Source organism: Rhizobium sp. NPDC092011, assembly GCF_044756305.1.
GTDB lineage: Bacteria > Pseudomonadota > Alphaproteobacteria > Rhizobiales > Rhizobiaceae > Rhizobium.
This window is the reverse complement of sequence record NZ_JBIVSO010000022.1, coordinates 13,707-35,662: the sequence shown is the minus strand read 5'-3', so window position 1 is coordinate 35,662 and position 21,956 is coordinate 13,707. Positions and strand designations below refer to the sequence as shown.

Below are 21,956 nucleotides of genomic sequence, written 5' to 3'. Positions count from 1 at the left end.
TTTTGCTCAGCCTAAGTTAGTCCGACTCACCAGAATCACCCTCTGCAGATCTGCAGATGGCCAATCGTGGTTCGAGGTGATCTTCATCCCGCCTGACGAAGTTCATGCGGAGATAAGGATGCAGGTTCTCACCATCTCGCCCGACCGATATGTCGAGCATCAAAGTCTTCTAAACCAGATGTACCGTCTGCGCGCCGACGTATTTGGCGGCCGGCTAGAGTGGGACGTCACCATCACTAACGGTTGCGAGCGCGATCAGTACGACGACCTGAGCCCGACCTACATCCTCGCCGTCGCCGGCGGCAATAAGGTGGTGGGAAGCGCACGCCTTCTTCCCGCGGTTGGCCTGACCATGCTGGAGCGAACATTTCCGCAGCTCCTGGCGGGTGGGTCGCTGAATGCCACCAGTGAGATGATCGAGAGTTCCCGCTTCTGCGTCGATACGACCTTGCACGCGGAAAGGGGAGGGCGCCAGCTCCACCTTGCAACACTCACCATGTTCGCTGGGATCATCGAATGGTCGATAGCGAATGGCTACGACAAGATCGTTACGGCCACCGACCTGCGCTTCGAGCGTATCCTGAAGCGGGCAGCATGGCCGATGGCGAGGTTGGGTGAACCGGTGGCAATCGGTAATACGGTAGCCATTGCCGGGACACTGCCAGCGAACCAAGAGAGCCTCGAAGAAGTTCGCCCGCCGAACTACAGATCCCCTTTCTTCGGCACGGATATTTACTCGCAAAGAAGTGCAGCGTGACCCAGCTTCGCTCCCACCCGCGCCTGGTCCGCAAGCTCCAGGACGCGCTTGGCGACCAGCTCTGCGTCGCTCTCGACGACGCGACTGTCGTTGAGATCATGCTCAACCCCGATGGCCGACTGTTCATAGAACGCCTCGGTCATGGTGTGGCCGAAGCCGGGATGATGACGCCAGCGGCCGCGGAAGTCGTCATCGGCAGTGTCGCCCACGCGCTGCAGTCGGAAGCAGACGGCGAGCGTCCAATCATCTCCGGCGAACTGCCGATCGGTGGCCATCGCTTTGAAGGACTGCTTCCGCCCGTCGTGTCTGGTCCCGCCTTCACGATCCGTCGCCGTGCCTCGCGTCTCATTCCGCTCCACGGCTATGTAACCTCTAAGGTGATGACGGAAGCTCAGGCGTCGGCCATCCGCAGTGCAATCGACGCACGCATGAACATCGTCATTTCAGGGGGGACTGGCTCCGGCAAGACTACGCTCGCCAACGCGATTATCGCCGAAATCGTCTCAGCGGCGCCAGATGATCGCATGGTGATCCTCGAGGATACCGCTGAGATCCAGTGCGCGGCCGAAAACGCAGTTTCCTTGCATACCAGCGATACGGTCGACATGGCGCGGCTGCTCAAAAGCACCATGCGACTGCGGCCTGATCGTATCATCGTCGGGGAGGTCCGCGACGGTGCAGCGCTCACCCTCCTGAAAGCCTGGAACACCGGCCATCCGGGCGGCGTGACGACGATCCACTCCAACACGGCAATGTCGGCGCTGCGCCGGCTTGAACAACTGACCGCCGAGGCCAGCCAGCAGCCAATGCAGGAGGTGATCGGCGAGGCGGTCGATCTCGTCGTTTCCATCGAGCGGACGGGCAAGGGGAGGCGGGTGCGCGAGGTGATCCACATCGAGGGATACCGAAACAACCACTACCAGACCGAACATTATGCCCAGATCGACGAGGACAGCCATGTCGCGTAAGACCTATTCCATTCTCGCAGCGATCACGTTTGCTGTCATCTCCTTCAGCCTCTCGGAGCCCGTGCTGGCGTCCTCAGGCGGAGGCGGTCTCCCATGGGAATCGCCATTGCAGCAGATCCAGCAGTCGATCACGGGACCCGTCGCCGGTTTCATAGCGCTTGCCGCGGTGGCAATCGCCGGCGCGATGCTGATCTTCGGCGGCGAACTCAACGATTTTGCCCGTCGCCTTTGCTATGTTGCCCTGGTCGGCGGCGTTCTGCTCGGCGCCACCCAGATCGTTGCCCTGTTCGGTGCGACCGGTGCATCGATCGGCGAGCACCATGCTGGGGCAGGTGCTGCTCCCGCTGTCCCTGCGCCTGAGACGACGCCGTCAGCAGTAGGGGAGGGGGCTCGTGGCTGACGCCGGCTCCAACCTCATGCGGTCGCGGGTGCATCGGGCGCTGTCCCGTCCCAACCTGTTGATGGGCGCTGATCGCGAGCTTGTGCTCGTGACGGCGCTCGCTGCCGTCATCCTGATCTTCGTGGTTCTGACCTGGTATGCCGCGCTGTTCGGTATTGCGGTGTGGCTCGTTGCTGTCGCGGCCCTCCGGATGATGGCAAAGGCCGATCCGCTGATGAGACGGATTTATATCCGGCATATCTCCTACAAGACCTTCTACCGCGCGACATCCTCGCCTTGGCGCCGGTATTGAGGGAGCGCAGCATGGCCGCCCTTAAATTCTTCCGCCATTCCGGACCGTCCTTTGCCGATCTCGTTCCCTATGCCGGGCTCGTCGACAACGGCGTCATTCTCCTGAAGGACGGCTCGCTGATGGCCGGCTGGTATTTTGCCGGGCCTGACAGCGAAAGTTCGACAGACGCCGAGCGCAACGAGGTGTCGCGGCAGATCAATGCCATCCTGTCGCGCCTGGGTTCGGGATGGATGATCCAGGTCGAAGCTGTCAGGGTGCCGACCGGGGATTATCCAACGGTGGAGGCTAGTCATTTCCCCGATCCGATCACGCGCGCCATCGATGCCGAACGGCGGGCGCATTTCCAGAGGGAGAGGGGACATTATGAGAGCCGTCACGCCCTGATCCTGACCTGGCGTCCGCCCGAGCCAAGGCGGGCTGGACTGACGCGATATGTATATTCCGACGTTGGCAGCCGATCCGCAACCTATGCCGACAAGGCGCTTGAAGCCTTCCTGACGTCGATCCGCGAGGTCGAGCAATATCTCGGGAACGTCGTGTCGATCCGACGGATGATGACACGCGAAACGCCGGAGCGCGGTGGTCATCGTATCGCACGCTACGACGAGCTCTTCCAGTTCATCCGCTTCTGCATCACCGGAGAAAATCATCCGGTGCGTCTACCAGAGATCCCAATGTATCTCGACTGGCTGGTGACGGCGCATTTGCAGCACGGTCTGACACCACTTGTCGAGAACCGGTTTCTCGGCGTGGTGGCGATCGATGGCCTCCCGGCGGAAAGCTGGCCGGGGATACTGAATAGCCTTGACGTGATGCCGCTCACCTATCGCTGGTCGTCCCGGTTCGTCTTCCTCGACGCCGAGGAAGCGAGGGCCAGGCTCGAACGTACCCGCAAGAAGTGGCAACAGAAGGTGCGGCCATTCTTCGACCAGTTGTTTCAGACGCAGTCACGGTCGCTCGACCAGGACGCCATGCTGATGGTGGCAGAGACCGAGGACGCGATCGCCGAAGCCTCGTCACAGCTCGTGGCCTATGGCTACTATACGCCGGTCATTGTCCTCTTCGACGAGGGCCAGCAAAGCCTGCAAGAGAAGTGTGAGGCAGTCCGTCGCTTGATCCAGGCCGAAGGTTTTGGTGCACGGATCGAGACGATTAACGCGACCGATGCGTTTCTCGGCAGCCTGCCGGGCGTCTCCTACGCCAATATCCGCGAACCGCTGATCAACACCCGCAACCTCGCCGACCTCATTCCGCTCAATTCGATCTGGTCGGGAAGCCCCGTGGCGCCATGCCCATTCTATCCGGCCGGATCGCCTCCGCTGATGCAGGTCGCCAGCGGGTCGACGCCCTTCCGGCTGAATCTGCATGTCGACGACGTTGGCCACACGCTGATCTTCGGTCCGACCGGCTCGGGTAAATCAGCGCTGCTCTCATTGATCGCAGCCCAGTTCCGACGCTACGCCGGTTCGCAGATCTTCGCCTTCGATAAGGGCGGCTCGATGCTGCCGCTGACGCTGGGGGTCGGCGGCGACCATTATCAGATCGGCGGCGACATCGGCCCGTCGGCCAATGGCGAGGGGAGAGCACTCTCTTTCTGCCCGCTGGCCGACCTCTCCTCTGACGCCGACCGCGCCTGGGCGTCTGAGTGGATCGAAACACTTGTCGCCCTGCAGGGCATGGCGATCACACCGGACTACCGCAACGCGATTTCCCGACAGATCGGGCTGATGGCCGAGTCCCGCAGTCGCTCCCTCTCCGACTTTGTCTCCGGCGTCCAGATGCGTGAGATCAAGGACGCCCTGCATCACTACACCGTCGATGGTCCGATGGGGCACCTTCTTGATGCAGAGGAAGACGGTCTGGCGCTCAGTGCCTTCCAATGCTTCGAGATCGAGGAACTGATGAACATGGGCGAGCGCAATCTTGTACCCGTGCTCACCTATCTCTTCCGACGCATCGAAAAGCGCCTCACCGGCGAACCCAGTCTCATCATTCTTGACGAAGCCTGGCTGATGCTCGGCCATCCGGTGTTCCGCGATAAGATCCGCGAATGGCTGAAGGTACTGCGCAAGGCCAATTGCGCCGTGGTGCTCGCCACCCAATCGATCTCTGATGCGGAGCGCTCCGGCATCATCGACGTGCTGAAGGAATCCTGCCCGACCAAGATCTGCCTGCCGAACGGCGCTGCGCGAGAGCCGGGAACGCGTGAGTTCTATGAGCGCATCGGCTTCAACGAACGGCAAATCGATATCGTCGCGACCGCTATTCCCAAGCGGGATTATTACGTCGTCTCGCCAGGAGGCCGCCGCCTCTTCGACATGGCCCTGGGCCCCGTCGCGCTCTCCTTTGTCGGGGCATCCGGAAGGGAAGACCTCAAGCGCATTCGCGCCCTGCATCTTCAACATGGGGCCGCATGGCCTCTCCAATGGCTCCAGCAAAGGGGGATCGCCCATGCCGACACGCTCTTCCCAACCGAATAGGATTTGGCACACCGCGCTCGGTGTGGCCCTCACGCTCTCGTCCGCTCTCCCCTTTCCTGCTTGGGCCGGTGGCGTCACGGGACAGGCGACCGAATGGACGCAGCTGGCGAACAATACAGAACTGATCAGCTTGGTCGGTAAGTCCGCCGAGCAGGTGAACAACCAGATCACCCAGATCTCGCAGTTGGCCGAGCAGATCCAGAACCAGCTTAACATCTACAAGAACATGCTGCAGAACACGGCGCAGCTGCCGGAGCATGTCTGGGGACAGGTCGAAAACGACTTGAAAAACCTCCAGAACGTCGTCAACCAGGGGCAGGGCGTCGCATTCTCCATGGGCAATGTCGACGATGTGCTCAAGCAGCGCTTCCAGAGCTTCGCCGACATGAAGAGCAATCTGCCTGATGGTGCGAGCTTTTCGACGACCTATCAGAACTGGTCGGACACCAATCGTGACACGATCGCGGGCACGCTGAAGGCTGCCAATCTGACGGCCGAACAATTCTCCAGTGAGGAGAGCACGATGTCGCAGCTCAGGTCGATGTCGGAAACGGCCGACGGCCAGATGAAGGCGCTACAGGTCGGCCACGAGATCGCAGCACAGCAGGTCGCCCAGATGCAGAAACTGCGGGGTCTCGTCTCCCAGCAGATGACGATGATGGGGACCTGGTTCCAGTCAGAACAGGCGCAAAAGGATCTGGCGCAAGCGCGGCGTGAACAATTCTTCAGCGGGACCGAGCGTGGCATCCGCGGCGGCCAGACGATGGAGCCCCGCTGGTGAGCCTGCCCCTAATCGTCATTATCGCCTTCATGGCGGTCGTTTCGGCGGCCGGTGCAAGCGCCATCACCTGGGTCGTCGTTCAGACGCCGGCCGCGCGAGTCCCAGCTTCCGGCACGGCCGGAGCAAGTTCTTCCTCCGATGAAGAACAGCGCCGACATCGCGAAGAGTTCTTTGGTGGGAACTCCGACCGTGACATCCGCGGCGGGCAGAAGATGAAACCGCGATGGTAACCGTTCCCTCTCCTCGCACGCTTGAGCGGATGTTCATCGCGGCGGCAATCGTAATGGTCGCGACCACGCCCGCTCTGGCTCAACAAGGACAAGTCCTCACCACACTCGAAAATTCCGTCGTCACCGCCGCTAAAGGCTGGGAGACGACGGTCATGAACGCCGCCCGCTCGCTGTTCTGGATCCTCGCCGGCATCGAGGTCGGGATTGCCGCTGTATGGCTGGCAATCAACGCCGCCTCGCTCGACAGCTGGTTCGCTGAACTCGTCAAGCGCATCATGTTCATCGGCCTGTTCGCCTTCATCCTCGACAGGGGGCCGGAGTTCGCCAAGGCTGTGGTCGACAGCCTCTACCAGATCGGCGCAGGCGGCGGCTCGGCGTCTCCGGCCAACATCTTTGACGCCGGCATTCGCGTCGCGACCAAGATGTCGGAACAGGCGAAGTTTGGGCTGTTCGAGGATAACTCCCTGGCGATCGCTGCCGTCTTCGCCATGGTTGTGGTCGTCGTGTCGTTCTCGCTGGTGGCAGCGATCTTCGTGGCGGTCATGGTCGAGATGTATGTTGGTCTGCTTGCCGGCATGATCATGCTCGGGCTCGGTGGTTCTTCCCATACAAAGGATTTCGCGATCAAATACCTGGTCTACGCCTTTTCCGTCGGCATGAAGCTGATGGCGCTTGTCATGATCGCCAAGATCGGCTCGGACATCCTGCTCGGTCTGGCGGAGGCGCCAACTGCGACATCGGAACAGTTCATCACGACGCTGGCGATCGCCGGCATCTCAGTCGCTGTCTTCGTCATCGCCATGTATGTGCCGCCCGTCCTGCAGGGTGTCGTCCAGGGCGCATCGGTCGGCGGCGGCATGGAAGCGATCCGCCATGGCGGACAGGCCGCGTCCTTTGCAGCGGGCGCCGGCTTTTTGGCAACGGCAGCAGCGAGCAGGGGGTTTCAGGCGGCGACGACGGCACGGGCAGGGGGAGCATCCCTCGGCAGCGCCGCGCTGCGCGGCATGCAGGCCGGGATTGGCGGGGCGGCTGGCGCCGTCGGCTCGGCAGCAAAGGAAAAGGCGATTGGCTCGCCCGGGGCCTATGCCGGGTCGATGCTCGGCCTTGCCAACGCCAAGCTCGATCAATCATCCGGCCGGCCGGGTTCACCGCCTCCACCACCGCCGATCAACGACAGCAAATGACGGGACGCTGACAGAATGGCCGGACAGAATATCCCAGATAATCCCTACATCGCCGCGCGCAACGAGTGGAACGAGCGTTATGGCTCGTACGTCAAAGCGGCCGCCGCCTGGCGCGTGGTCGGCATTGCCGGAATGACTATGGCCGTGCTCGGTTTTGGTTACGCGCTCTACCAGAGCACGCAGGTCAAGCTGATCCCTTACATCATCGAAGTCGACAAGCTCGGCACGGCTATCGACGCCGGCTTCCCGCAGCAGATCGAATATGCCGATCCACGGGTGGTACGCGCGACACTCGGCAGCTTCGTGTCGAACTTCCGATCCGTCACGCCGGATGCGGTCGTGCAGAAGCAATATATAGACCGGACCTACGGGCTGCTGCGCACCTCCGATCCCGCCACTGAAAAGATCAATGCCTGGTTCCGTTCGAATTCGCCGTTCGAAAAGGCGAAGACCGCAACGGTGGCGATCGAGGTCAACAACATCGTCGCACTATCGAACCAAAGCTACCAGATCGACTGGACAGAGTTCGAGCGGGATCGCCGAGGCAAGGAGACCGCCACGCGCCGCTTCCGTGGGATCGCCACCGTGACACTGACGCCGCCGCAGGACGAGGGCGTCATCCGCCTCAATCCCATCGGTCTCTATCTCCGCGACTTCGACTGGACTGCACAGCTTTGAAAGGCATGGCTCCCAACATGAACACACGACACTTCAGAATGCGAGCCGCCCTGACTGCGAGCGCAGCCGTGCTGATGAGTATCTCGATGATGGCTTTCCCTACCCCCCAGGCACGTGCCGCCGATGGCGTCACGGCCAACGAGGCGAAAGGCATGGGGATTTCGACACAGTGGCGCGGAAGTCGCGGGCTCGTGACGAAAGGCGCCGATGGGAAGGTGATCTTCCTTTATGGCGAGGTGCAGCCGTCCGTCGTCTGCTCGCCTCTGCAGGTCTGCGACATCGAGCTTCAGGGCAGCGAGGTGGTTCGTGACGTGCTCGTTGGCGACACGGTACGCTGGAAGGTGGAGCCGGCTACCTCGGGTGCCGCCGGTGGGCAGGCGATCCATCTGATCGTCAAGCCGTCGGAGCCGGGTCTCGTCACGTCAATGGTGGTGACGACGTCGCGGCGGACCTATCATATCCAGCTCAAGTCTCATCCAACACAGTATATGGCGCGTGTCGGCTTTGAATATCCAGAGGATGTCTCGGCCAAACTTGCCGACGTCAACGCCCGGCTGGAAGCCAGCACCGTTCCAGGCGCCGGCGTTCCGGCCGAGCAATTGAGTTTTGCCTATTCCGTCTCGGGTAGCGCCGGCTGGCGGCCGACGCGAGTGTATTCGGATGGGCAAAAGACCTACATCCAGTTTCCGCGATCGATCTCCGGGCAGGATGCGCCAGTTCTGTTCGTCGTCTCCGGTGGCCAGAACCGCATAGTCAACTATCGCATGAAAAACGACATGATGGTGGTCGACTACAATATCGATCGTGCTGTCCTCGTCTCAGGCGTCGGCTGGAAACAGCAGAAGGTGACGATCAGCAGGGGAGGGCGGTGATGCTAGGCCTCCTTCGCCATACCCGTGATCGTTTCGGCCCAATCCGGTGCCTCGCCACAACCGGTGCCCTCTCCATCCTCCTTTCCGGATGCCAGTCGACCGACACCGACGGTCTCTCCACCAGCGCGGCGCAGCCGGAGGTTTCCGGACCGGCGGCCGGTGCGATCGCTGGCGACATGGTCAGCCGTCTTGCCGAACAGATCGGACAGGGAAAAGCGACCGTTGTGCTCAAGCAGGACGGCTCGCCGTTCGGACAGGCGCTTGAAGCGGCATTGAAAGGATGGGGTTATGCCGTTGTCACCGACCAGAAGACGGATGGCGGAGCTGCCTTCATTCCGCTCGCCTATGTCATCATACCCTATGACGGCCAGGTGCTCGCAAGGTTCTCGACCAGCAGTGTCGAACTCGGCCGGGCCTATACCGTGACGACATCGGGTGCGACACCGGCGAGCGCAGTGTCGCTGATGCGGCGAGGGTGACGGAGGAAGTCATGGTGCAATCCCTCAAACTCGGTGGTGCGCAAAACAGTCAGGCCACGGCCGGTGTCAAGCGGGTGAACCGCCTGCCGGTTATCGTCGTGATCGTGCTTCTGGTCGCCTTTCTCGGCATCATCTTCTTTGGGCTCGCCTCGCGCGGGCTTTACTTCGGCAATGATAGCGGCCCGGATACCAGTACAGGCACTCCGGCCTCGACCTATGCCGACCAGATCAAGCGGGGCGTCACCGACGGCATCATCGGCGAGCCACAGCAGCAGGAGACGTTCCAGCCGACCCCGGTCGAGACAAAAAAGGCCGGAGAGAAGGTTGTCGACACCTTTACGCCCCATCCCGAGCAGGGGCAGCCGCGGCGGGGACCGGAATTGGAGCCGGAAGAGGTGTGGCGGGCGCGTCTCGCCCGTGAGCAACAGGAACAGGTCCTTCGCGAGCAGCAGCGTCAGCGGATGGCCCGGATACAGGCGCGAAACTCCGCCTACGATGCGCCGCTTGCCATCGATCGCGGCAAACTCACTGCACAGTCGGAAAACGATGAGAGCGCCGCGGCCGCAATGACGACGACAGCCGCCGCGAACGGAAACGCGTCCGATCTTTACGCTGCGGCCTTGCGCGCGGGCCTGGGCGCACAGAACGTCGATCCGAATGGACAGAGCTCCAAGGAAGATTTTTTCAATGCCGACCTCAAGGACCTCGGCTATTTGCCGAACCGCGTCGTGCCTCAGCAGTCCCTGTACGAACTGAAACGAGGCTCGGTTATTCCGGCAACACTGATCACGGGTATCAACTCCGATTTGCCGGGGCGGATTACCGCACAGGTCAGCCAGAATGTCTATGACAGCGCAACAGGCCATCGCCTGCTGATACCGCAGGGCACGAAACTGTTCGGTCGCTATGACAGCAAGGTTTCGTTCGGCCAGAGCCGCGTGCTTGTGGTCTGGTCCGATATCATCTTTCCGAACGGCTCGACATTGCAGATCGGCGGCATGGCCGGCACGGATGCAGAAGGTTATGGCGGGTTCAATGACAAAGTAAACAACCACTATCTCAAAACCTTCGGCTCGGCGGTCATGATTGCGCTGATCGGGACGGGCATCGACATGGCGGTGCCCCAGAGCTCAACGCTCGCGACACAGGATACGGCATCCGATGCGGCAAGGCGCAATTTTGCCGAGACTTTTGGGCGAGTAGCCGATCGGACAATCCAACGAAATATGGACGTGCAGCCGACGTTGCAGATCCGGCCCGGCTACAAATTCAATGTTCTTGTTGATCAGGATATTGTTTTTCCGGGCCAATATCGTTGAAGAGCGCGGATCAGTCTCAACTAACTCATTCTGCGGGGCCACTTGTGAACGGCAACGGCCGCTCCCTCAATCTCCTGCTTTCGCGGCAGCATCGACTTGTTTTTTCTTAGGGGCGGTGGGTTCTGATCCCTTCAAGGCGTGGTGGTCGCATCATGTTCGCGGCCTTCATGGAACGAGACGCAGGTGTCCCGCATCCGGACGCTCCGCGTCTCAGAATGCCTTGTGCGTTACGGCAGGGCGACCAAGACCTCAATCTCGACAAGCCATTCAGGCATGGCAAGCGCTTCGACGCCGATCCAGGTACTTACACAAACGGGCCATTTATCGCCGAATATGTCAGCGCCCGCCTCGAAGATCGCCGGAACGAGGTCTGGAGTATGCCGGACCACGTAGATCTTCATCTGCAGGACGTTTTTAGGCTCCGCCTTCATGGCCGTGAGCGCTTCGACGACATTCCCGAAGCATTGCCTCGCCCGAGCCGCGTGATTGTCGCCACCAACGAGTTGACCTGACCTGTCGATCGCGACCTGGCCCGAGATGGCGGCAAGACGCGCGCCGGGCGGGGTGATGGCAATTTGTGCAATCAAGTGCGAGAAGGCATCGGTCAGGGAGGAAGGGTTCAGAGTTTCCATCGATCCTCTCCCTTATTCCTGATCGACGGCGGCGACATATCCATCGGGCCTGACCAGAAGCGCCCGAACGCCGCGTAGGGCCGCATGGTTGGAAGGATCTGCCGACAAGGATTTGACGCTGCTGCATCGCAACCATGCCGGGCCGGCAACCAATGCGCCTAGTTTGAACGAAATGTGAAGCCAACGTCCTTCGACCAGCAGGCTGTAGAGCAACATCGGTCTGCCGTCTCTACCGACAAGTTCGATATCGGGAACGCGTACCCCTGCCACCAACTGCCCGGCAGTAAGGGCCGCCTTCGCATCAGCGCCATAGGCGACGTCAAAGCCGGAAACCTCACCGGCAAGACGATGATTGACCGCCGGGATTTTCACGAGCTCGTTCAGCGTCTCGCGCAAGGCAAGGGTCGCCGGATCGAACCGGGTGACGAGCCCGACCTGCGCCAGGATATTGGTGTAGAGGATTTGTCCTATCGGACGACGTTCCTCATCATAGGTGTCAAGCAGTTTGTCAGGCGCCTCGCCCTTCACGACCGCGGCCAGTTTCCAGCCGAGGTTCAAGGCGTCCTGCAGTCCGACATTCATGCCCTGTCTGTCAACCGGCGCGGAATTCTGGGTCAGACGCACTTTCGGTGATGTTTGATCATGATGGTCCGACAAGGCGTGCTTGAAGGAGATCGATTTTCGCCCGGCCGTACATCTGCCGCTTCGCCATTTTCAGTTTGTTGATCTGGCCTTCAACCTGACCGCTTGACCATGGCTGTTCGATTGCATTGCGAATGGCATCACCGTGACCGTCCATTCTGGCCGATCGAAATTCAAATCGGAACGAGCCCCGGTAGGTGCCGAGGCGACCATATTGCGCAGCGTAAAAATGGCCATACCACGATCTCTAGCGGCTTATTTGTGCAGAAAGGACACCCTTCTTCCAACGAGGGCGAGGCAAACCGACGCAGGTCACCGACGCAATATGCCGTCCGATACGGGTTTGCGCCACGGTGGCGATATTTGAGGGATCACCGTCCTATGAGCCTCACGCATCCTCTCCTATCCAGTGGCCATGAAACTGAATAGGAGACCTCAATTGAAAGTGGTTGCGTTATCCGGCTCCGGGAAACGGATGCCAGTCGTCACGGTATCAGGGGTATATAGTGAGGCGGGATCGTTGCCTCGGGAGCATGCTGATCTCGTTGCTGCAATTGTCTCAAAGCATGGTTCCCAGTCTAGGGTTTCTGGCGGCCCTGGCGATGCATACTCTGTCCGAAGGAGCGATTGATGACGTTCTTCGGATTGGAGGCGGAGATGCTTGCCCGAATACAATTTGGATTTACCATCTCCTTTCATTTCATTTTCCCAGCATTTTCTATCGGAACAGCGAGCTTTCTTGCGGTTCTCAACGCGCTTTGGCTCTGGAAGAAAGACCCAGCCTACCTGAAGCTCTTCGAATATTGGAAAACCATCTTTGCCGTCACCTTCGCCATGGGCGTCGTTTCGGGCATCGTAATGAGTTATCAATTCGGGACGAACTGGTCGGTTCTTTCCCAAAGAGCTGGCTCGATCATCGGTCCCTTGATGGGCTACGAGGTTCTAACAGCGTTTTTCCTAGAAGCGGGGTTCCTCGGCATCGCCTTATTCGGGCGAGCGCGCGTCGGAGATGGGGCTCACATGTTTGCCGTGGCCATGGTCGCGTTGGGAACCCTGATCTCTGCGACCTGGATCACCTCGGCGAATAGCTGGATGCATACGCCCGCTGGTTTCAGCATCAACGCCAGCGGCATCTTCGTGCCCGAGAGTTGGTGGCAGATCATCTTCAACCCGTCATTTCCCTACCGCATGGCGCATACCGTTGTGGCGGCCTTCCTTACAACGGCTTTCGCCGTCGGGGCCGTGGGCGCCTGGCATCTCTTGAAGCAAAATGACAATCGGCAGGTCCGCATCATGTTCTCGATGGCGATGTGGATGGCCGCGTTGGGAACGCCGCTACAGATCCTGCTTGGGGATCTCCACGGTCTCAACACACTCGAGCATCAGCCGGCCAAGATTGCAGCGATGGAGGGGCATTTCGAAACGCACAAGGACGGTGCCCCGCTGATCCTGTTCGGAATACCGAATGACGGCGCAGAGCGAACGGAATATGCGGTTGAAATTCCAAAGCTCGGTTCGCTTATTTTGAAGCACGATCCCAATGCGGAGATAAAGGGATTGAAGGAATGGCCGCGTGATCAGCGGCCGCCCGCGCTGATGCCCTTCATTACATTTCGGATAATGGTCGGTCTCGGCTTCTTGATGCTCGGGCTTGGCCTATGGTCACTGTGGGCGCGCTGCAAAGGATATCTATACAGGTCGCGGTTGTTGCATCGTTTCGCGGTACTGATGGGTCCGTCCGGATTTATCGCGGTCCTTGCTGGCTGGTACACGACCGAGGTCGGCCGTCAGCCGTGGACGGTCTATGGCCAGCTCAGAACATCTGACAGTCTGTCGCCGGTTTCAGCGCCGGCCGTCGGAACCTCCCTCGTCATCTTCATTATCGTTTATTTCATCGTCTTCGGTGCCGGCGTCTTTTATCTCCTGAGGCTGATGCGGCGACCGCCGTTTGAGATCGACGATCACGAACTCGACACCGCGCCAATCAGAACGGCTGGGATGATGGCCGGACTGGCGCTCGATGATGGCCCAGGAGCAACTCATGACCATTGATCTTTCATTCGTCTGGGCCGCGATCATCGCTTTTGCAGTTCTCTCCTATATTATTCTCGATGGCTTCGATCTGGGAGTCGGCATCATATTTCCCGCTTTCCCGAAGCGACATCAGCGCGATCTGATGACGAACACCATCGCTCCGGTATGGGACGGCAATGAGACCTGGCTCGTGATGGGCGGTGGGGGGCTGATGGCCGTTTTCCCGCCCGTATATTCCATCGTGCTTCCCGCGCTGTACCTCCCGATCATCATCATGTTGATCAGTCTAATCTTTCGCGGTGTCGCTTTCGAATTTCGCTGGCGAACAAGCCCCGGCTCCCATCTCTGGGACATAGCGTTTTGGTTGGGCTCGTCGCTCGCGGCGATCATGCAAGGCATCACGCTTGGCACGTTGATCCAGGGCATCAAGGTTGAAGACCACGCGTATGCCGGCGGGCCCTGGGATTGGCTAACCCCTTTTTCGGTCCTATGCGGGCTTGCCCTGCTTGTAGGTTACGCGCTGCTTGGAGCGACTTGGCTGAACCTGAAGACGTCAGGTGACGTGCAGGCACGCTGCCAATCGTTGGCGAAGCCCCTGACAATCCTGCTGCTTGCGCTGATCGGCGCCGTGTCGATCTGGACCCCGTTTATCAATGAGATCTACTTCCAGCGATGGTTCCAATGGCCCACCGCCTTCTTCTCCTCGTTCGTGCCGCTGTTGTTGGCGATTTGCGCCTATCTTGTGCTGATGGGGCTTCAACAGGGCAGGGATCTTCAGCCCTTTCTAGCGACGCTCGGCGTGTTCGTTCTGAGCTACATAGGCTTGGGGATCAGCTTTTATCCCTACATCATTCCGGGTGCGCTCACGATACGGGAGGCGGCAGCCCCGCTCACCTCCCTGCAATTCCTCCTGGCGGGAACAGCCGTCCTCATGCCAACCATCCTGAGCTACACCGGATATGCCTACTGGGTGTTTCGCGGCAAGGTCCGACCGGAAGACGGCTATCATTGAGCGCAAGTGCAACGGTCGCAGGCTTGGCCGGCGACCGTTGCTGGAAGAGTGGTCGAGCCTGATGGCGCATTTTGAGGGAATTATGACTTTTACTGAACCGCGGCACTTATGGAATAATCCTGATCACCAATTCGGTTTGCGAGTGCAAAAAGAGACCGGCATGGCCACGAAGATCTGCGAGGGAATGACACGTTCGACGCGTTTCGACTGGCCAGCCCGACGCGATCGGACGTCATCCGGGATCGACAGCAGGGAGCTTGGCACGGGCGGGTTGGGTGATCTTGCCTTTGAAAGCAGATCAAGATGAGCAAGTTTTTGTCTCGTGCCGGTTACTTCGTCGGGCTTTGGCTGGCTGGCGTCGCATCCGTGACGATCGTCGGCCTGATAATCCGCGCCATGCTGCATTGAGCCTTAGATGGACGGGCCTGACAACAAGAGTTCACTGATGACCATGGTTTCTGGCGATCCCTTTTTCGACACCGAATGGCTTCAGGGGGAGGTCAAGCCTTCTTCTTTTTTGGGGCCTTCTGCTTGGACTCGCCAACGCCCGGACCGCTCAAAAAGCCGAGTTCAGCAAGCGGGTCGAGAATGCCTTCGGGAGGCATCTGCGTGCCACCTTTTAGCCGGCGATCCGTAAATTCCTTTGCGGCTCCGTCCAGGAATGCGTTGACCCTGGCGTCTACAAGGGATTCGATGTCCTCCGGCACGGGCAACTGGTAGACGTATTTCCGGACGCCAAGATAAAAGAAGCTCGAATGGAACGACCATAAAATCTCGCTGTCGAGTTGTCTGTTGGCTTCGTCGGTATTGGTCACGCCGATGGAATGATAAAATTCGTTCAAGATGATCGGAAAGGTTCGCTCCTGAAGCATGGAAATATAGCGTCTGTTGATGGACTGGTCGTTCAGCGCACCTAGGAGAAATATCCTGATCCATTGTCTATGGAGGATGCTGTCGCAATAATCGATCAAGTATGATTTGAGCCTTTCTCGAAACGGAATGGCGCGATTTTGCAGCTCTACCTGCCATTCACCCTTCCATCGCGTCAGGAATACTTCATTGAAGACGCGCTCGATAAGCTCGTTTTTTGTCTTGAAATAACGATACAGCAAGGGCTGCGTTACCCCAATGTGCTTGGCAATCTCTCGCGTGCTGGCTTGGAAGCCGTTCTCGGAGAAATAGTCGATTGCCTTTTCCACGATCTGCTTTTCGCGGCTGGCATAGGACAGGTATGTCTTCGTTGGGCCCTTAGGCGGCATGGGGATCTTCGTCCTTAACTGCAAGCTTTTTGTCATCGATCGGGCGGACTGCGGCAATCATTTGGCTCTACAAATGCCCGCTTTCCGTCCCCGGCATTCCTTTCGAGACTTGTGCGCCCCGTTGAATAATGGGTGTGGTCACATTTTTGTCGAATCTGAATTCACGCGAATAGCCTTCCATAGCCTCTTCGAGGAGTTACCCGATCCGTCCGGCAATATGCAACTTTTAGGCCAGAAAAAGCTTGGCCTTGCTCCTCCGAGCGATTGAGCCCCCATTGCGCAGTCCGCTACGATTTGACGGACGACGATCGTCCCGCTTCGCCTATACCTGCCAGTTTTACGCGCAAGGCTCCATCGCGTCGGTTATCTGCTGGCCAGCAGGAGAGCGGTTGGTCAACCGCCCTCTCGTGTGGAGCCGCTGGACCCGCGCCGTCTGGGGCCCAAAGCTAGCGGTCTCGTCGAGATCAAATCGGAAGGGCGGCATTGCCGCTATCCTTGAACTCTACGGTCACAAATTGCAGCGGGGTCGCACCGATATTCTCAAGGTCGTGCCAGGATATTTCTCCGGCCGCGAACTGCAAATGTTTGGTGTCCCCCGGCTCGTAGCTCACTTCGACAACGCGCCCGTCAGCATAGCGCGACCGGGCTTTCCCATGCGTCAACGATGTCCAGAAATAGTTGAGCACGTGGCAGTGGAATCCGAACCGCTCACCAGGTGGCACGTCGAGATGCCAGACGCGGACATCGTCCGTCTCTGAGACGAGTTTCGTACCGACGCGACCGTTGTCCCTGTTGCGTTCAAGCTCCCGGACCAGGTCTGGAGACCAGCCATCACGCGCTATCAAATTTGAAATGTCCATCGCAGCTTCCCTTCCTCTGTCGCCTGCAGAATGATGCAAGTTTTAATCGATCGATAAATTTAGTCAATCGGTCGAGCGAGGTCAATTTTCTTCAGATCGCAATGAGCAGTGAGTCTTAATAAAAACAGCATATTTCCCAATAATATCGTTATTATTACAAGAGAATTCCAGACAAAAATGGAAAATAGAAACTATAAATAAAACTTAACGTTATAAAAATGCCGATAAAATGGTTGTTTATGTTCGATAAATTTCAAATATACGTCGCTTGATCGCTAATTTATGGAATTTGCCTCGCAGATTTATTCAATAATACAAATGAAATCGTTGTTGATTGCGATCTTTCAGATACGCACCCAATGGTTGGTGTCGGGCAGAAATGCAAAAATCTCGATAAATCCGCTTGACAAAATCTTCACTTATCCAGAAATTGTGGTCGATCGATAAAAATATTGGAGGAGATATCCATGGGTCGAGTTACCGGCAAAGTCGCCATCGTTACCGGAGGAGCTTTGGGAATGGGGCGCGCGCACGCTGAAGCGCTTGCCAGAGAGGGGGCAAGTATTGCGATTGCCGATTTCAACGCTGAAGCGGGTGCAGCGACCGTCAAGGAATTGGAGCAGCGTGGTACCAAAGCACATTTCATTGCGCTCGATGTCTCATCTGAAGACAGCTGGTCCAAGGCCGTCGATGCGGTTTCCAGCCAGTTTGGCAAGATTGACATCCTTGTCAACAACGCCGGCATCTATCTTTCCGGAACGACGGAATCGACGAGCCTCGAGGTCTGGGAAAAGACCTTCGCAGTCAACGTTCGAGGCGTCTTCCTCGGATCGAAATTCGTCATTCCGCATATGCGCCGGGCCGGTGGCGGATCGATCATCAACGTCTGCTCGAACTGGGGCCTTGTCGCTTTTCCTGATGCTGCGGCCTACGTCGCGTCGAAGGGCGCCGTGCGCTTGCTGACCAAGGCAACGGCATCGGAGGTCGCCAAGGACAATATCCGGGTCAATTCCGTGCACCCGAGCCTCACGGCAACCGCCATGACCGCCGACATCATTGCAAACGATCCCGAGACGACCCGCAAACTGGTGGGCCCCTCGCTGCTCGGGCGTCCGGCGCGTGCCGAAGAGATCGCCAACGCGGTTCTGTTCCTTGCCTCGGACGAGGCGTCGTTCATGACCGGCAGCGAGATGGTTGTCGATGGCGGATATACCGCAGTCTAAACCGACAAAGCTGCACTCGAGCCTGCGCTCGAGAGCCCGAAAGAAGTGCCGTTGCCTTGGTCTCGGAGGGGCTCGCGGCAACGGGCTTGGGGTGACGCAAGCAGATCGCGGCACGGCCGCTCAGGATTGCCCGCCTCACATCGTTCATTCAACGGGAGGATAAAAATGACTGATTTCAACGATAATTCCAATGTGCCCGCGTTCGTCTCGCTGCCCGATTTTGGCAGAAGAGCATTTCTCGGCGCCACGGCGGCGATCGGTGCGGCGGCAATGACCGGTCTCTCCATCACGCCGGCGCGGGCTGCGGGAAAGGATCCCAAGGACTATCATTTCGGCGTCGCCATTCCTTATAGCGGGCAGGAATCCTACGAGCACATCATTGCCGGTTACAAGAGCGCGATGGACGCTCTTGGTGGCTCGCTGACGATCGTCGATTCCAATTGGGACATGAAAAAGCAAGCCGACCAGATTGCTACGCTCGTCTCTTCCGCCGTTGACGCCCTGATCGTGCTTCCTATCGATCCGAGCGGCATCTCGAATGCCGTGCAGGCTGCTGTCGCCAAAGGCGTGCCGACCTTCTGCACCGACGGTTATGTCCTCGGAACCAACGCTGTTTCGACGTCGCTGCACAATCACTTCGGCATGGGCGAAGTCTCGGCCCGCAAGCTCGCTGAAAAGCTCGGCGGTAAGGGTAAGATCGGCATTCTGACACTCCCGCAAAACGAAAGCTGGGCCATGCGCAGCATGGGAATGCGCTTCGCGCTGCGCCAGTACCCGGACATCGAGGTCGTCGTCGAATGGCCGTTCGACACGACCTTGAAAGTCACTCCGCGCGATGCCGTCGACAACATGCTGACGGCCCATCCCGACCTGAACGGTATCTGGGCCGCCTGGGATCAAGCCGCAATCGAGGCGACGCTTGCTGTGATGGCCGCTCAGCGCAACGACATGTTCGTGACCGGCATTGATGGCGGAAAGCAGGCCTTCGAGTACATCCAGTCCGGCACGCCATTCTTCTTCACGGTCGCGCAGAGCTTCTATCAGGAAGCCTACCAGAGCATCTACTTCGCCCACGAGTTCCTCGCAGGCCGCCAGTCACCTCGCCTAATCGTCAACAAGGCCTATGGCGTCACGCAGGAAAGCCTTGCCAATCGCGAAGGCGGCGATGTCGAGAACTGGGATCAGTTTGGCACCGCCGACAAGCTCGGCTGGGCAATGGTGGCTTAAAGCAAAGCCACGAGAAGACGCAATTTAGGCCAAGACACGGCTTTCGTTCACGGCGCCCGCAGATGAGGCGGGCGCCGCCCGCTTCATCACGTCAATGACGCGGGCACCCAGGATTTGCGGATAACACAATGAGTAATTTGCTGGAAATGACGGGTATCACGAAGCGTTTCGGCTCGGTACTCGCTCTTGACAATATCGACTTCGACCTTCGGGCGGGCGAGACGCACGCGCTTCTTGGCATCAACGGTGCCGGAAAATCGACCCTCGTGAAAATCATATCCGGCGTCTATTCGTCCGACGACGGAAAAATCCTGATGGACGGCGTCGAGGTTGTCATACGCGAACCAACCGACGCGATGGAATCGGGTATCGCAACCGTACAGCAGCATCCAGAATTGATCGGAAGTCTGTCTGGTATCGAGAACATTTTCCTTGGTCAGGAGGGCGCCGGCAAAGGTCTGCTGCGTCGCGTTGACCGGGAGCTGATCAGAATGAAAACCCAAGCACTCCTGGCCCGATTTCCGATCGAGATCGACCTGTCGATCAAAGTCGAAAACATGTCGAGCGTGGAGCGAGAGATCGTTGCGATCCTTCATGCCCTTCGCCAGGACAATATCAAGGTTCTCATCCTCGATGAGCCGACCTCCACGTTGACGCTGCCGGAAGCGCGCAAGCTGTTTGAGGTGATGGAAACCCTCAAGCGCTCCGGCATCGGGATCATCTACATCACGCACCGGCTGGAGGAAGTGATTGCGATCGCCGATCGCTTCACTGTCTTCCGCGACGGGCGCAAGATCGTCACCGGCGCCAAGGACGGATCGGTCACCGAGGAATCACTGTCAAAGCTGATGCTCCAGAAAGAGCTCGGCGCTCTTTATCCTGCCAAGCGCCCGAAGGCGGACGCTGACGGTGACATCCTGCTTCAGACCCGCAGCCTCGGTGTGGAAGGCGCGCTCGAAGACATCAATATCGAGCTCCGCCGTGGCGAGATCGTGGGAGGCTTCGGCCTGGTCGGTTCCGGCATCGAAGTTCTCGCCTCTGCATTGTTTGGAGATCGACAGCTCGACCACGGGCAAATTCTCGTGCAGGGCGCAGTCCAGACATTGCAGACCCCCAAGGATGCGCTGAGGCGGGGGATCTTTCTCGTTCCCGGTGATCGAAAGACGCAAGGGCTGACGCTGACAAAGAACGTGACCTTCAATGCGACCTTGGCCCATCTCGGCAGGGCTTCCTCGCGATGGGGCGGATGGCTGAGGCGTCGGCAGAACGCTGATACGGTTGCTGGCCTCCTGGAGCGGCTCGAACTGCGACCACCGCATTTGTGGCGCAATGCGACAGAGTTTTCCGGGGGGAACCAACAGAAGATCGTGTTGGCCAAGGGGCTCTTTCGACAAGCGGACGTTTACATCTTCCTCGAGCCGACCGTCGGCGTGGATCTTGGCGCGCGCTCGAAACTCTACGACGTGATGCGCAGCTTGTCCGAGCACGCCGCGATCCTGGTTCTTTCCTCTGACTTTGATGAAGTCTGCGGCGTCGCCGATCGCATTTTCTGTCTTTACCGTGGGAGAATGTCCATTCCTCCCAGTTTTGATTTGGCCAGGGACGAGGTTCTCGACGGCGGTCTGGTCGGGAGGCGTCAATGAGTATGAAAGAGTTACGCGGGCGCGCCATCATGTTTTTAGCGCTCACCATTGTCATCGTCACCGTCTTCTGGACGATGACGCCGAGCTACATTTCCCAACGCAATGTCTTGGCAATTCTCAGACAAATGTCTGTCAACGGCATTGCCTCGATCGGCCTGACCTTCGTCATCGTGCTCAGAAGGTTCGATCTGTCCCTCGCCGGGGTTGCGTCTTTCGCCGCCATGACACTCGGGGCCATTTTGGCGGCAACCAACAATCTGTTCCTGGCCTTGATGGGGTCGATCTGCGTCGGCAGCCTTTGTGGTTTGTTGTCCGGAATTCTCATAACCCGCTTTAAACTGCCCGACGTCGTCACGACGATCGGAGTGGGATCGATCGCCACAGGCATGGCGTTCATCTACGGGGCTTCGATCTTTTCGAGCCATTTCTTCTCATCCGGCATCCTGCGGATCAACGACAGCATGCTTTGGATTGCGCCCCTCCCAGTCGTCATCCTGGCGATAACGGCGGCGGTTGCCTATTACCTGTTGCACATGTCGCGCTACGGCCAGAGCTTCTACGCCGTCGGCGAAAGCCCCGTCACGGCGCGGCTATCGGGGGTAACGATTGGCACCTATATCGCAGCCGGCTTTGCCATCTGCGGCGCTGCTGTCGGAGCTGCAATCATCCTCAACGTCGCGGCCGTTGGCGCAGCTTCCGTCAATGCGGGAAGTCGCGTTCTCCTGCCGGCCTATACCGCAGTCTATCTCGGAGCCGCATTGTTTGGCGGCGCCACTATTCCGGCAACCCTTGCCGGGGCGTTTCTCATGGCCCTGCTTTTGAACGGTTTCAGCATCCTGTCGATGCCGTATTTCTACAGCGATGCCATCGTGAGCTTCATCCTGATCATGGCGATCGCCGTGTTCAGACCGGAAATCCTGAACCTAATCCACGAGAGGTTGCGGCCGCGTGCCCGCGACAAGTCGCTGCCCGAAAGGTGATCTC

General features: G+C 58.8%; 22 protein-coding genes. 18 read left to right on the top strand and 4 right to left on the bottom strand.

The genetic code is table 11. The features are described 5' to 3' along the window. Positions 1 to 118 precede the first annotated feature (118 nt). Genes traI through trbI form a run of 12 tightly spaced genes read left to right on the top strand, consistent with a single transcriptional unit; the run spans position 119 to position 10,440 of the window. On the top strand, positions 119 to 757 hold the full coding sequence (gene traI / locus ACIQJ2_RS35500; RefSeq protein ID WP_113380185.1) for an acyl-homoserine-lactone synthase TraI: 639 nt from the start codon (positions 119 to 121) through the stop codon (positions 755 to 757). Next, the gene (trbB, locus tag ACIQJ2_RS35495) at positions 754 to 1,725 is read left to right on the top strand and encodes a P-type conjugative transfer ATPase TrbB (protein WP_400676737.1); all 972 of its coding nucleotides are present in this window, start codon (positions 754 to 756) and stop codon (positions 1,723 to 1,725) included. Before traI ends, trbB begins: the two co-directional genes overlap by 4 nt. Next, on the top strand, positions 1,715 to 2,125 hold the full coding sequence (trbC, locus tag ACIQJ2_RS35490) for a conjugal transfer pilin TrbC (protein ID WP_400676738.1): 411 nt from the start codon (positions 1,715 to 1,717) through the stop codon (positions 2,123 to 2,125). The genes trbB and trbC overlap by 11 nt, the downstream gene beginning before the upstream one ends. Next, positions 2,118 to 2,417, top strand: coding sequence for a conjugal transfer protein TrbD (locus tag ACIQJ2_RS35485; protein WP_400676740.1), 300 nt, complete (start codon positions 2,118 to 2,120; stop codon positions 2,415 to 2,417). The genes trbC and ACIQJ2_RS35485 overlap by 8 nt, the downstream gene beginning before the upstream one ends. An 11-nt stretch (positions 2,418 to 2,428) precedes the next feature. After that, positions 2,429 to 4,897, top strand: coding sequence for a conjugal transfer protein TrbE (locus ACIQJ2_RS35480; RefSeq protein ID WP_400676742.1), 2,469 nt, complete (start codon positions 2,429 to 2,431; stop codon positions 4,895 to 4,897). Then, complete coding sequence (gene trbJ / locus ACIQJ2_RS35475) at positions 4,869 to 5,678, top strand: P-type conjugative transfer protein TrbJ (protein ID WP_400676744.1); 810 nt, start codon at positions 4,869 to 4,871, stop codon at positions 5,676 to 5,678. Before ACIQJ2_RS35480 ends, trbJ begins: the two co-directional genes overlap by 29 nt. Continuing rightward, positions 5,675 to 5,908: an entry exclusion protein TrbK gene (gene trbK / locus ACIQJ2_RS35470; protein ID WP_400676746.1), complete on the top strand. Its 234-nt coding sequence runs from the start codon at positions 5,675 to 5,677 to the stop codon at positions 5,906 to 5,908. Before trbJ ends, trbK begins: the two co-directional genes overlap by 4 nt. Next, positions 5,902 to 7,092, top strand: coding sequence for a P-type conjugative transfer protein TrbL (gene trbL / locus ACIQJ2_RS35465; RefSeq protein ID WP_400676748.1), 1,191 nt, complete (start codon positions 5,902 to 5,904; stop codon positions 7,090 to 7,092). Before trbK ends, trbL begins: the two co-directional genes overlap by 7 nt. A 15-nt stretch (positions 7,093 to 7,107) precedes the next feature. Next, positions 7,108 to 7,770 (top strand): conjugal transfer protein TrbF, encoded by a 663-nt coding sequence (locus ACIQJ2_RS35460; RefSeq protein WP_400676750.1) that lies wholly within the window; start codon positions 7,108 to 7,110, stop codon positions 7,768 to 7,770. Positions 7,771 to 7,787: 17 nt separating this feature from the next. Then, positions 7,788 to 8,642, top strand: a complete 855-nt coding sequence (gene trbG, locus ACIQJ2_RS35455) for a P-type conjugative transfer protein TrbG (RefSeq protein ID WP_400676752.1) — start codon at positions 7,788 to 7,790, stop codon at positions 8,640 to 8,642. After that, the gene (gene trbH / locus ACIQJ2_RS35450) at positions 8,642 to 9,121 is read left to right on the top strand and encodes a conjugal transfer protein TrbH (protein ID WP_113380176.1); all 480 of its coding nucleotides are present in this window, start codon (positions 8,642 to 8,644) and stop codon (positions 9,119 to 9,121) included. Before trbG ends, trbH begins: the two co-directional genes overlap by 1 nt. Positions 9,122 to 9,132: 11 nt before the next feature. Next, positions 9,133 to 10,440, top strand: a complete 1,308-nt coding sequence (gene trbI / locus ACIQJ2_RS35445) for an IncP-type conjugal transfer protein TrbI (RefSeq protein ID WP_400676754.1) — start codon at positions 9,133 to 9,135, stop codon at positions 10,438 to 10,440. Between the two features lie 227 nt (positions 10,441 to 10,667). On the opposite strand, the gene ACIQJ2_RS35440 is transcribed toward trbI, so the two are convergent. Both ACIQJ2_RS35440 and ACIQJ2_RS35435 read right to left on the bottom strand, forming a co-directional pair. Next, positions 10,668 to 11,072, bottom strand: coding sequence for a RidA family protein (locus ACIQJ2_RS35440; protein WP_400676756.1), 405 nt, complete (start codon positions 11,070 to 11,072; stop codon positions 10,668 to 10,670). Positions 11,073 to 11,084: 12 nt separating this feature from the next. After that, complete coding sequence (locus ACIQJ2_RS35435; protein ID WP_400676758.1) at positions 11,085 to 11,696, bottom strand: FAD-dependent monooxygenase; 612 nt, start codon at positions 11,694 to 11,696, stop codon at positions 11,085 to 11,087. Positions 11,697 to 12,344: 648 nt separating this feature from the next. On the opposite strand from ACIQJ2_RS35435, the gene ACIQJ2_RS35430 reads away from it, so the two are divergent. After that, positions 12,345 to 13,766, top strand: a complete 1,422-nt coding sequence (locus tag ACIQJ2_RS35430; RefSeq protein WP_113380172.1) for a cytochrome ubiquinol oxidase subunit I — start codon at positions 12,345 to 12,347, stop codon at positions 13,764 to 13,766. Next, a complete protein-coding gene (gene cydB / locus ACIQJ2_RS35425; protein WP_400676761.1) occupies positions 13,756 to 14,760 on the top strand; it encodes a cytochrome d ubiquinol oxidase subunit II in 1,005 nt (334 codons plus the stop codon). The genes ACIQJ2_RS35430 and cydB overlap by 11 nt, the downstream gene beginning before the upstream one ends. A gap of 500 nt (positions 14,761 to 15,260) precedes the next feature. Here cydB and ACIQJ2_RS35420 read toward each other — a convergent pair whose 3' ends face one another. Together ACIQJ2_RS35420 and ACIQJ2_RS35415 are read right to left on the bottom strand one after the other, a co-directional pair. Further along, the gene (locus ACIQJ2_RS35420; RefSeq protein ID WP_400676763.1) at positions 15,261 to 16,019 is read right to left on the bottom strand and encodes a TetR/AcrR family transcriptional regulator; all 759 of its coding nucleotides are present in this window, start codon (positions 16,017 to 16,019) and stop codon (positions 15,261 to 15,263) included. A gap of 464 nt (positions 16,020 to 16,483) precedes the next feature. Continuing rightward, a complete protein-coding gene (locus ACIQJ2_RS35415; RefSeq protein WP_400676765.1) occupies positions 16,484 to 16,879 on the bottom strand; it encodes a hypothetical protein in 396 nt (131 codons plus the stop codon). A 467-nt stretch (positions 16,880 to 17,346) separates the two neighbouring features. Here ACIQJ2_RS35415 and ACIQJ2_RS35410 point away from each other — a divergent pair, with 467 nt between their 5' ends. The 4 genes from ACIQJ2_RS35410 to ACIQJ2_RS35395 all read left to right on the top strand — a co-directional run bounded on the left by ACIQJ2_RS35410 (position 17,347) and on the right by ACIQJ2_RS35395 (position 21,952). Next, entirely contained in the window at positions 17,347 to 18,102 is a 756-nt protein-coding gene (locus ACIQJ2_RS35410) for a glucose 1-dehydrogenase (protein WP_113380168.1), read from the top strand. A gap of 165 nt (positions 18,103 to 18,267) precedes the next feature. Beyond that, positions 18,268 to 19,329 carry a sugar ABC transporter substrate-binding protein gene (locus ACIQJ2_RS35405; RefSeq protein ID WP_400676767.1) on the top strand — a complete coding sequence of 354 codons (1,062 nt, stop codon included), beginning with the start codon at positions 18,268 to 18,270 and terminating at the stop codon, positions 19,327 to 19,329. 128 nt (positions 19,330 to 19,457) lie between these two features. Then, positions 19,458 to 20,972, top strand: coding sequence for a sugar ABC transporter ATP-binding protein (locus tag ACIQJ2_RS35400; protein ID WP_400676769.1), 1,515 nt, complete (start codon positions 19,458 to 19,460; stop codon positions 20,970 to 20,972). Next, a complete protein-coding gene (locus ACIQJ2_RS35395; protein ID WP_400676771.1) occupies positions 20,969 to 21,952 on the top strand; it encodes an ABC transporter permease in 984 nt (327 codons plus the stop codon). Before ACIQJ2_RS35400 ends, ACIQJ2_RS35395 begins: the two co-directional genes overlap by 4 nt. Positions 21,953 to 21,956 lie beyond the last annotated feature (4 nt).

Excerpts from the sequence above, each read along its gene's own strand:
- traI (WP_113380185.1), top strand. The coding sequence starts at position 119 with ATGCAGGTTCTCACCATCTCGCCCGACCGATATGTCGAGCATCAAAGT.
- trbC (WP_400676738.1), top strand. The coding sequence starts at position 1,715 with ATGTCGCGTAAGACCTATTCCATTCTCGCAGCGATCACGTTTGCTGTC.
- ACIQJ2_RS35480 (WP_400676742.1), top strand. The coding sequence starts at position 2,429 with ATGGCCGCCCTTAAATTCTTCCGCCATTCCGGACCGTCCTTTGCCGAT.
- trbJ (WP_400676744.1), top strand. The coding sequence starts at position 4,869 with ATGCCGACACGCTCTTCCCAACCGAATAGGATTTGGCACACCGCGCTC.
- trbL (WP_400676748.1), top strand. The coding sequence starts at position 5,902 with ATGGTAACCGTTCCCTCTCCTCGCACGCTTGAGCGGATGTTCATCGCG.
- ACIQJ2_RS35460 (WP_400676750.1), top strand. The coding sequence starts at position 7,108 with ATGGCCGGACAGAATATCCCAGATAATCCCTACATCGCCGCGCGCAAC.
- trbG (WP_400676752.1), top strand. The coding sequence starts at position 7,788 with ATGAACACACGACACTTCAGAATGCGAGCCGCCCTGACTGCGAGCGCA.
- trbH (WP_113380176.1), top strand. The coding sequence starts at position 8,642 with ATGCTAGGCCTCCTTCGCCATACCCGTGATCGTTTCGGCCCAATCCGG.
- trbI (WP_400676754.1), top strand. The coding sequence starts at position 9,133 with ATGGTGCAATCCCTCAAACTCGGTGGTGCGCAAAACAGTCAGGCCACG.
- ACIQJ2_RS35440 (WP_400676756.1), bottom strand. The coding sequence starts at position 11,072 with ATGGAAACTCTGAACCCTTCCTCCCTGACCGATGCCTTCTCGCACTTG.
- ACIQJ2_RS35430 (WP_113380172.1), top strand. The coding sequence starts at position 12,345 with ATGACGTTCTTCGGATTGGAGGCGGAGATGCTTGCCCGAATACAATTT.
- cydB (WP_400676761.1), top strand. The coding sequence starts at position 13,756 with ATGACCATTGATCTTTCATTCGTCTGGGCCGCGATCATCGCTTTTGCA.
- ACIQJ2_RS35420 (WP_400676763.1), bottom strand. The coding sequence starts at position 16,019 with ATGCCGCCTAAGGGCCCAACGAAGACATACCTGTCCTATGCCAGCCGC.
- ACIQJ2_RS35415 (WP_400676765.1), bottom strand. The coding sequence starts at position 16,879 with ATGGACATTTCAAATTTGATAGCGCGTGATGGCTGGTCTCCAGACCTG.
- ACIQJ2_RS35410 (WP_113380168.1), top strand. The coding sequence starts at position 17,347 with ATGGGTCGAGTTACCGGCAAAGTCGCCATCGTTACCGGAGGAGCTTTG.
- ACIQJ2_RS35405 (WP_400676767.1), top strand. The coding sequence starts at position 18,268 with ATGACTGATTTCAACGATAATTCCAATGTGCCCGCGTTCGTCTCGCTG.
- ACIQJ2_RS35400 (WP_400676769.1), top strand. The coding sequence starts at position 19,458 with ATGAGTAATTTGCTGGAAATGACGGGTATCACGAAGCGTTTCGGCTCG.
- ACIQJ2_RS35395 (WP_400676771.1), top strand. The coding sequence starts at position 20,969 with ATGAGTATGAAAGAGTTACGCGGGCGCGCCATCATGTTTTTAGCGCTC.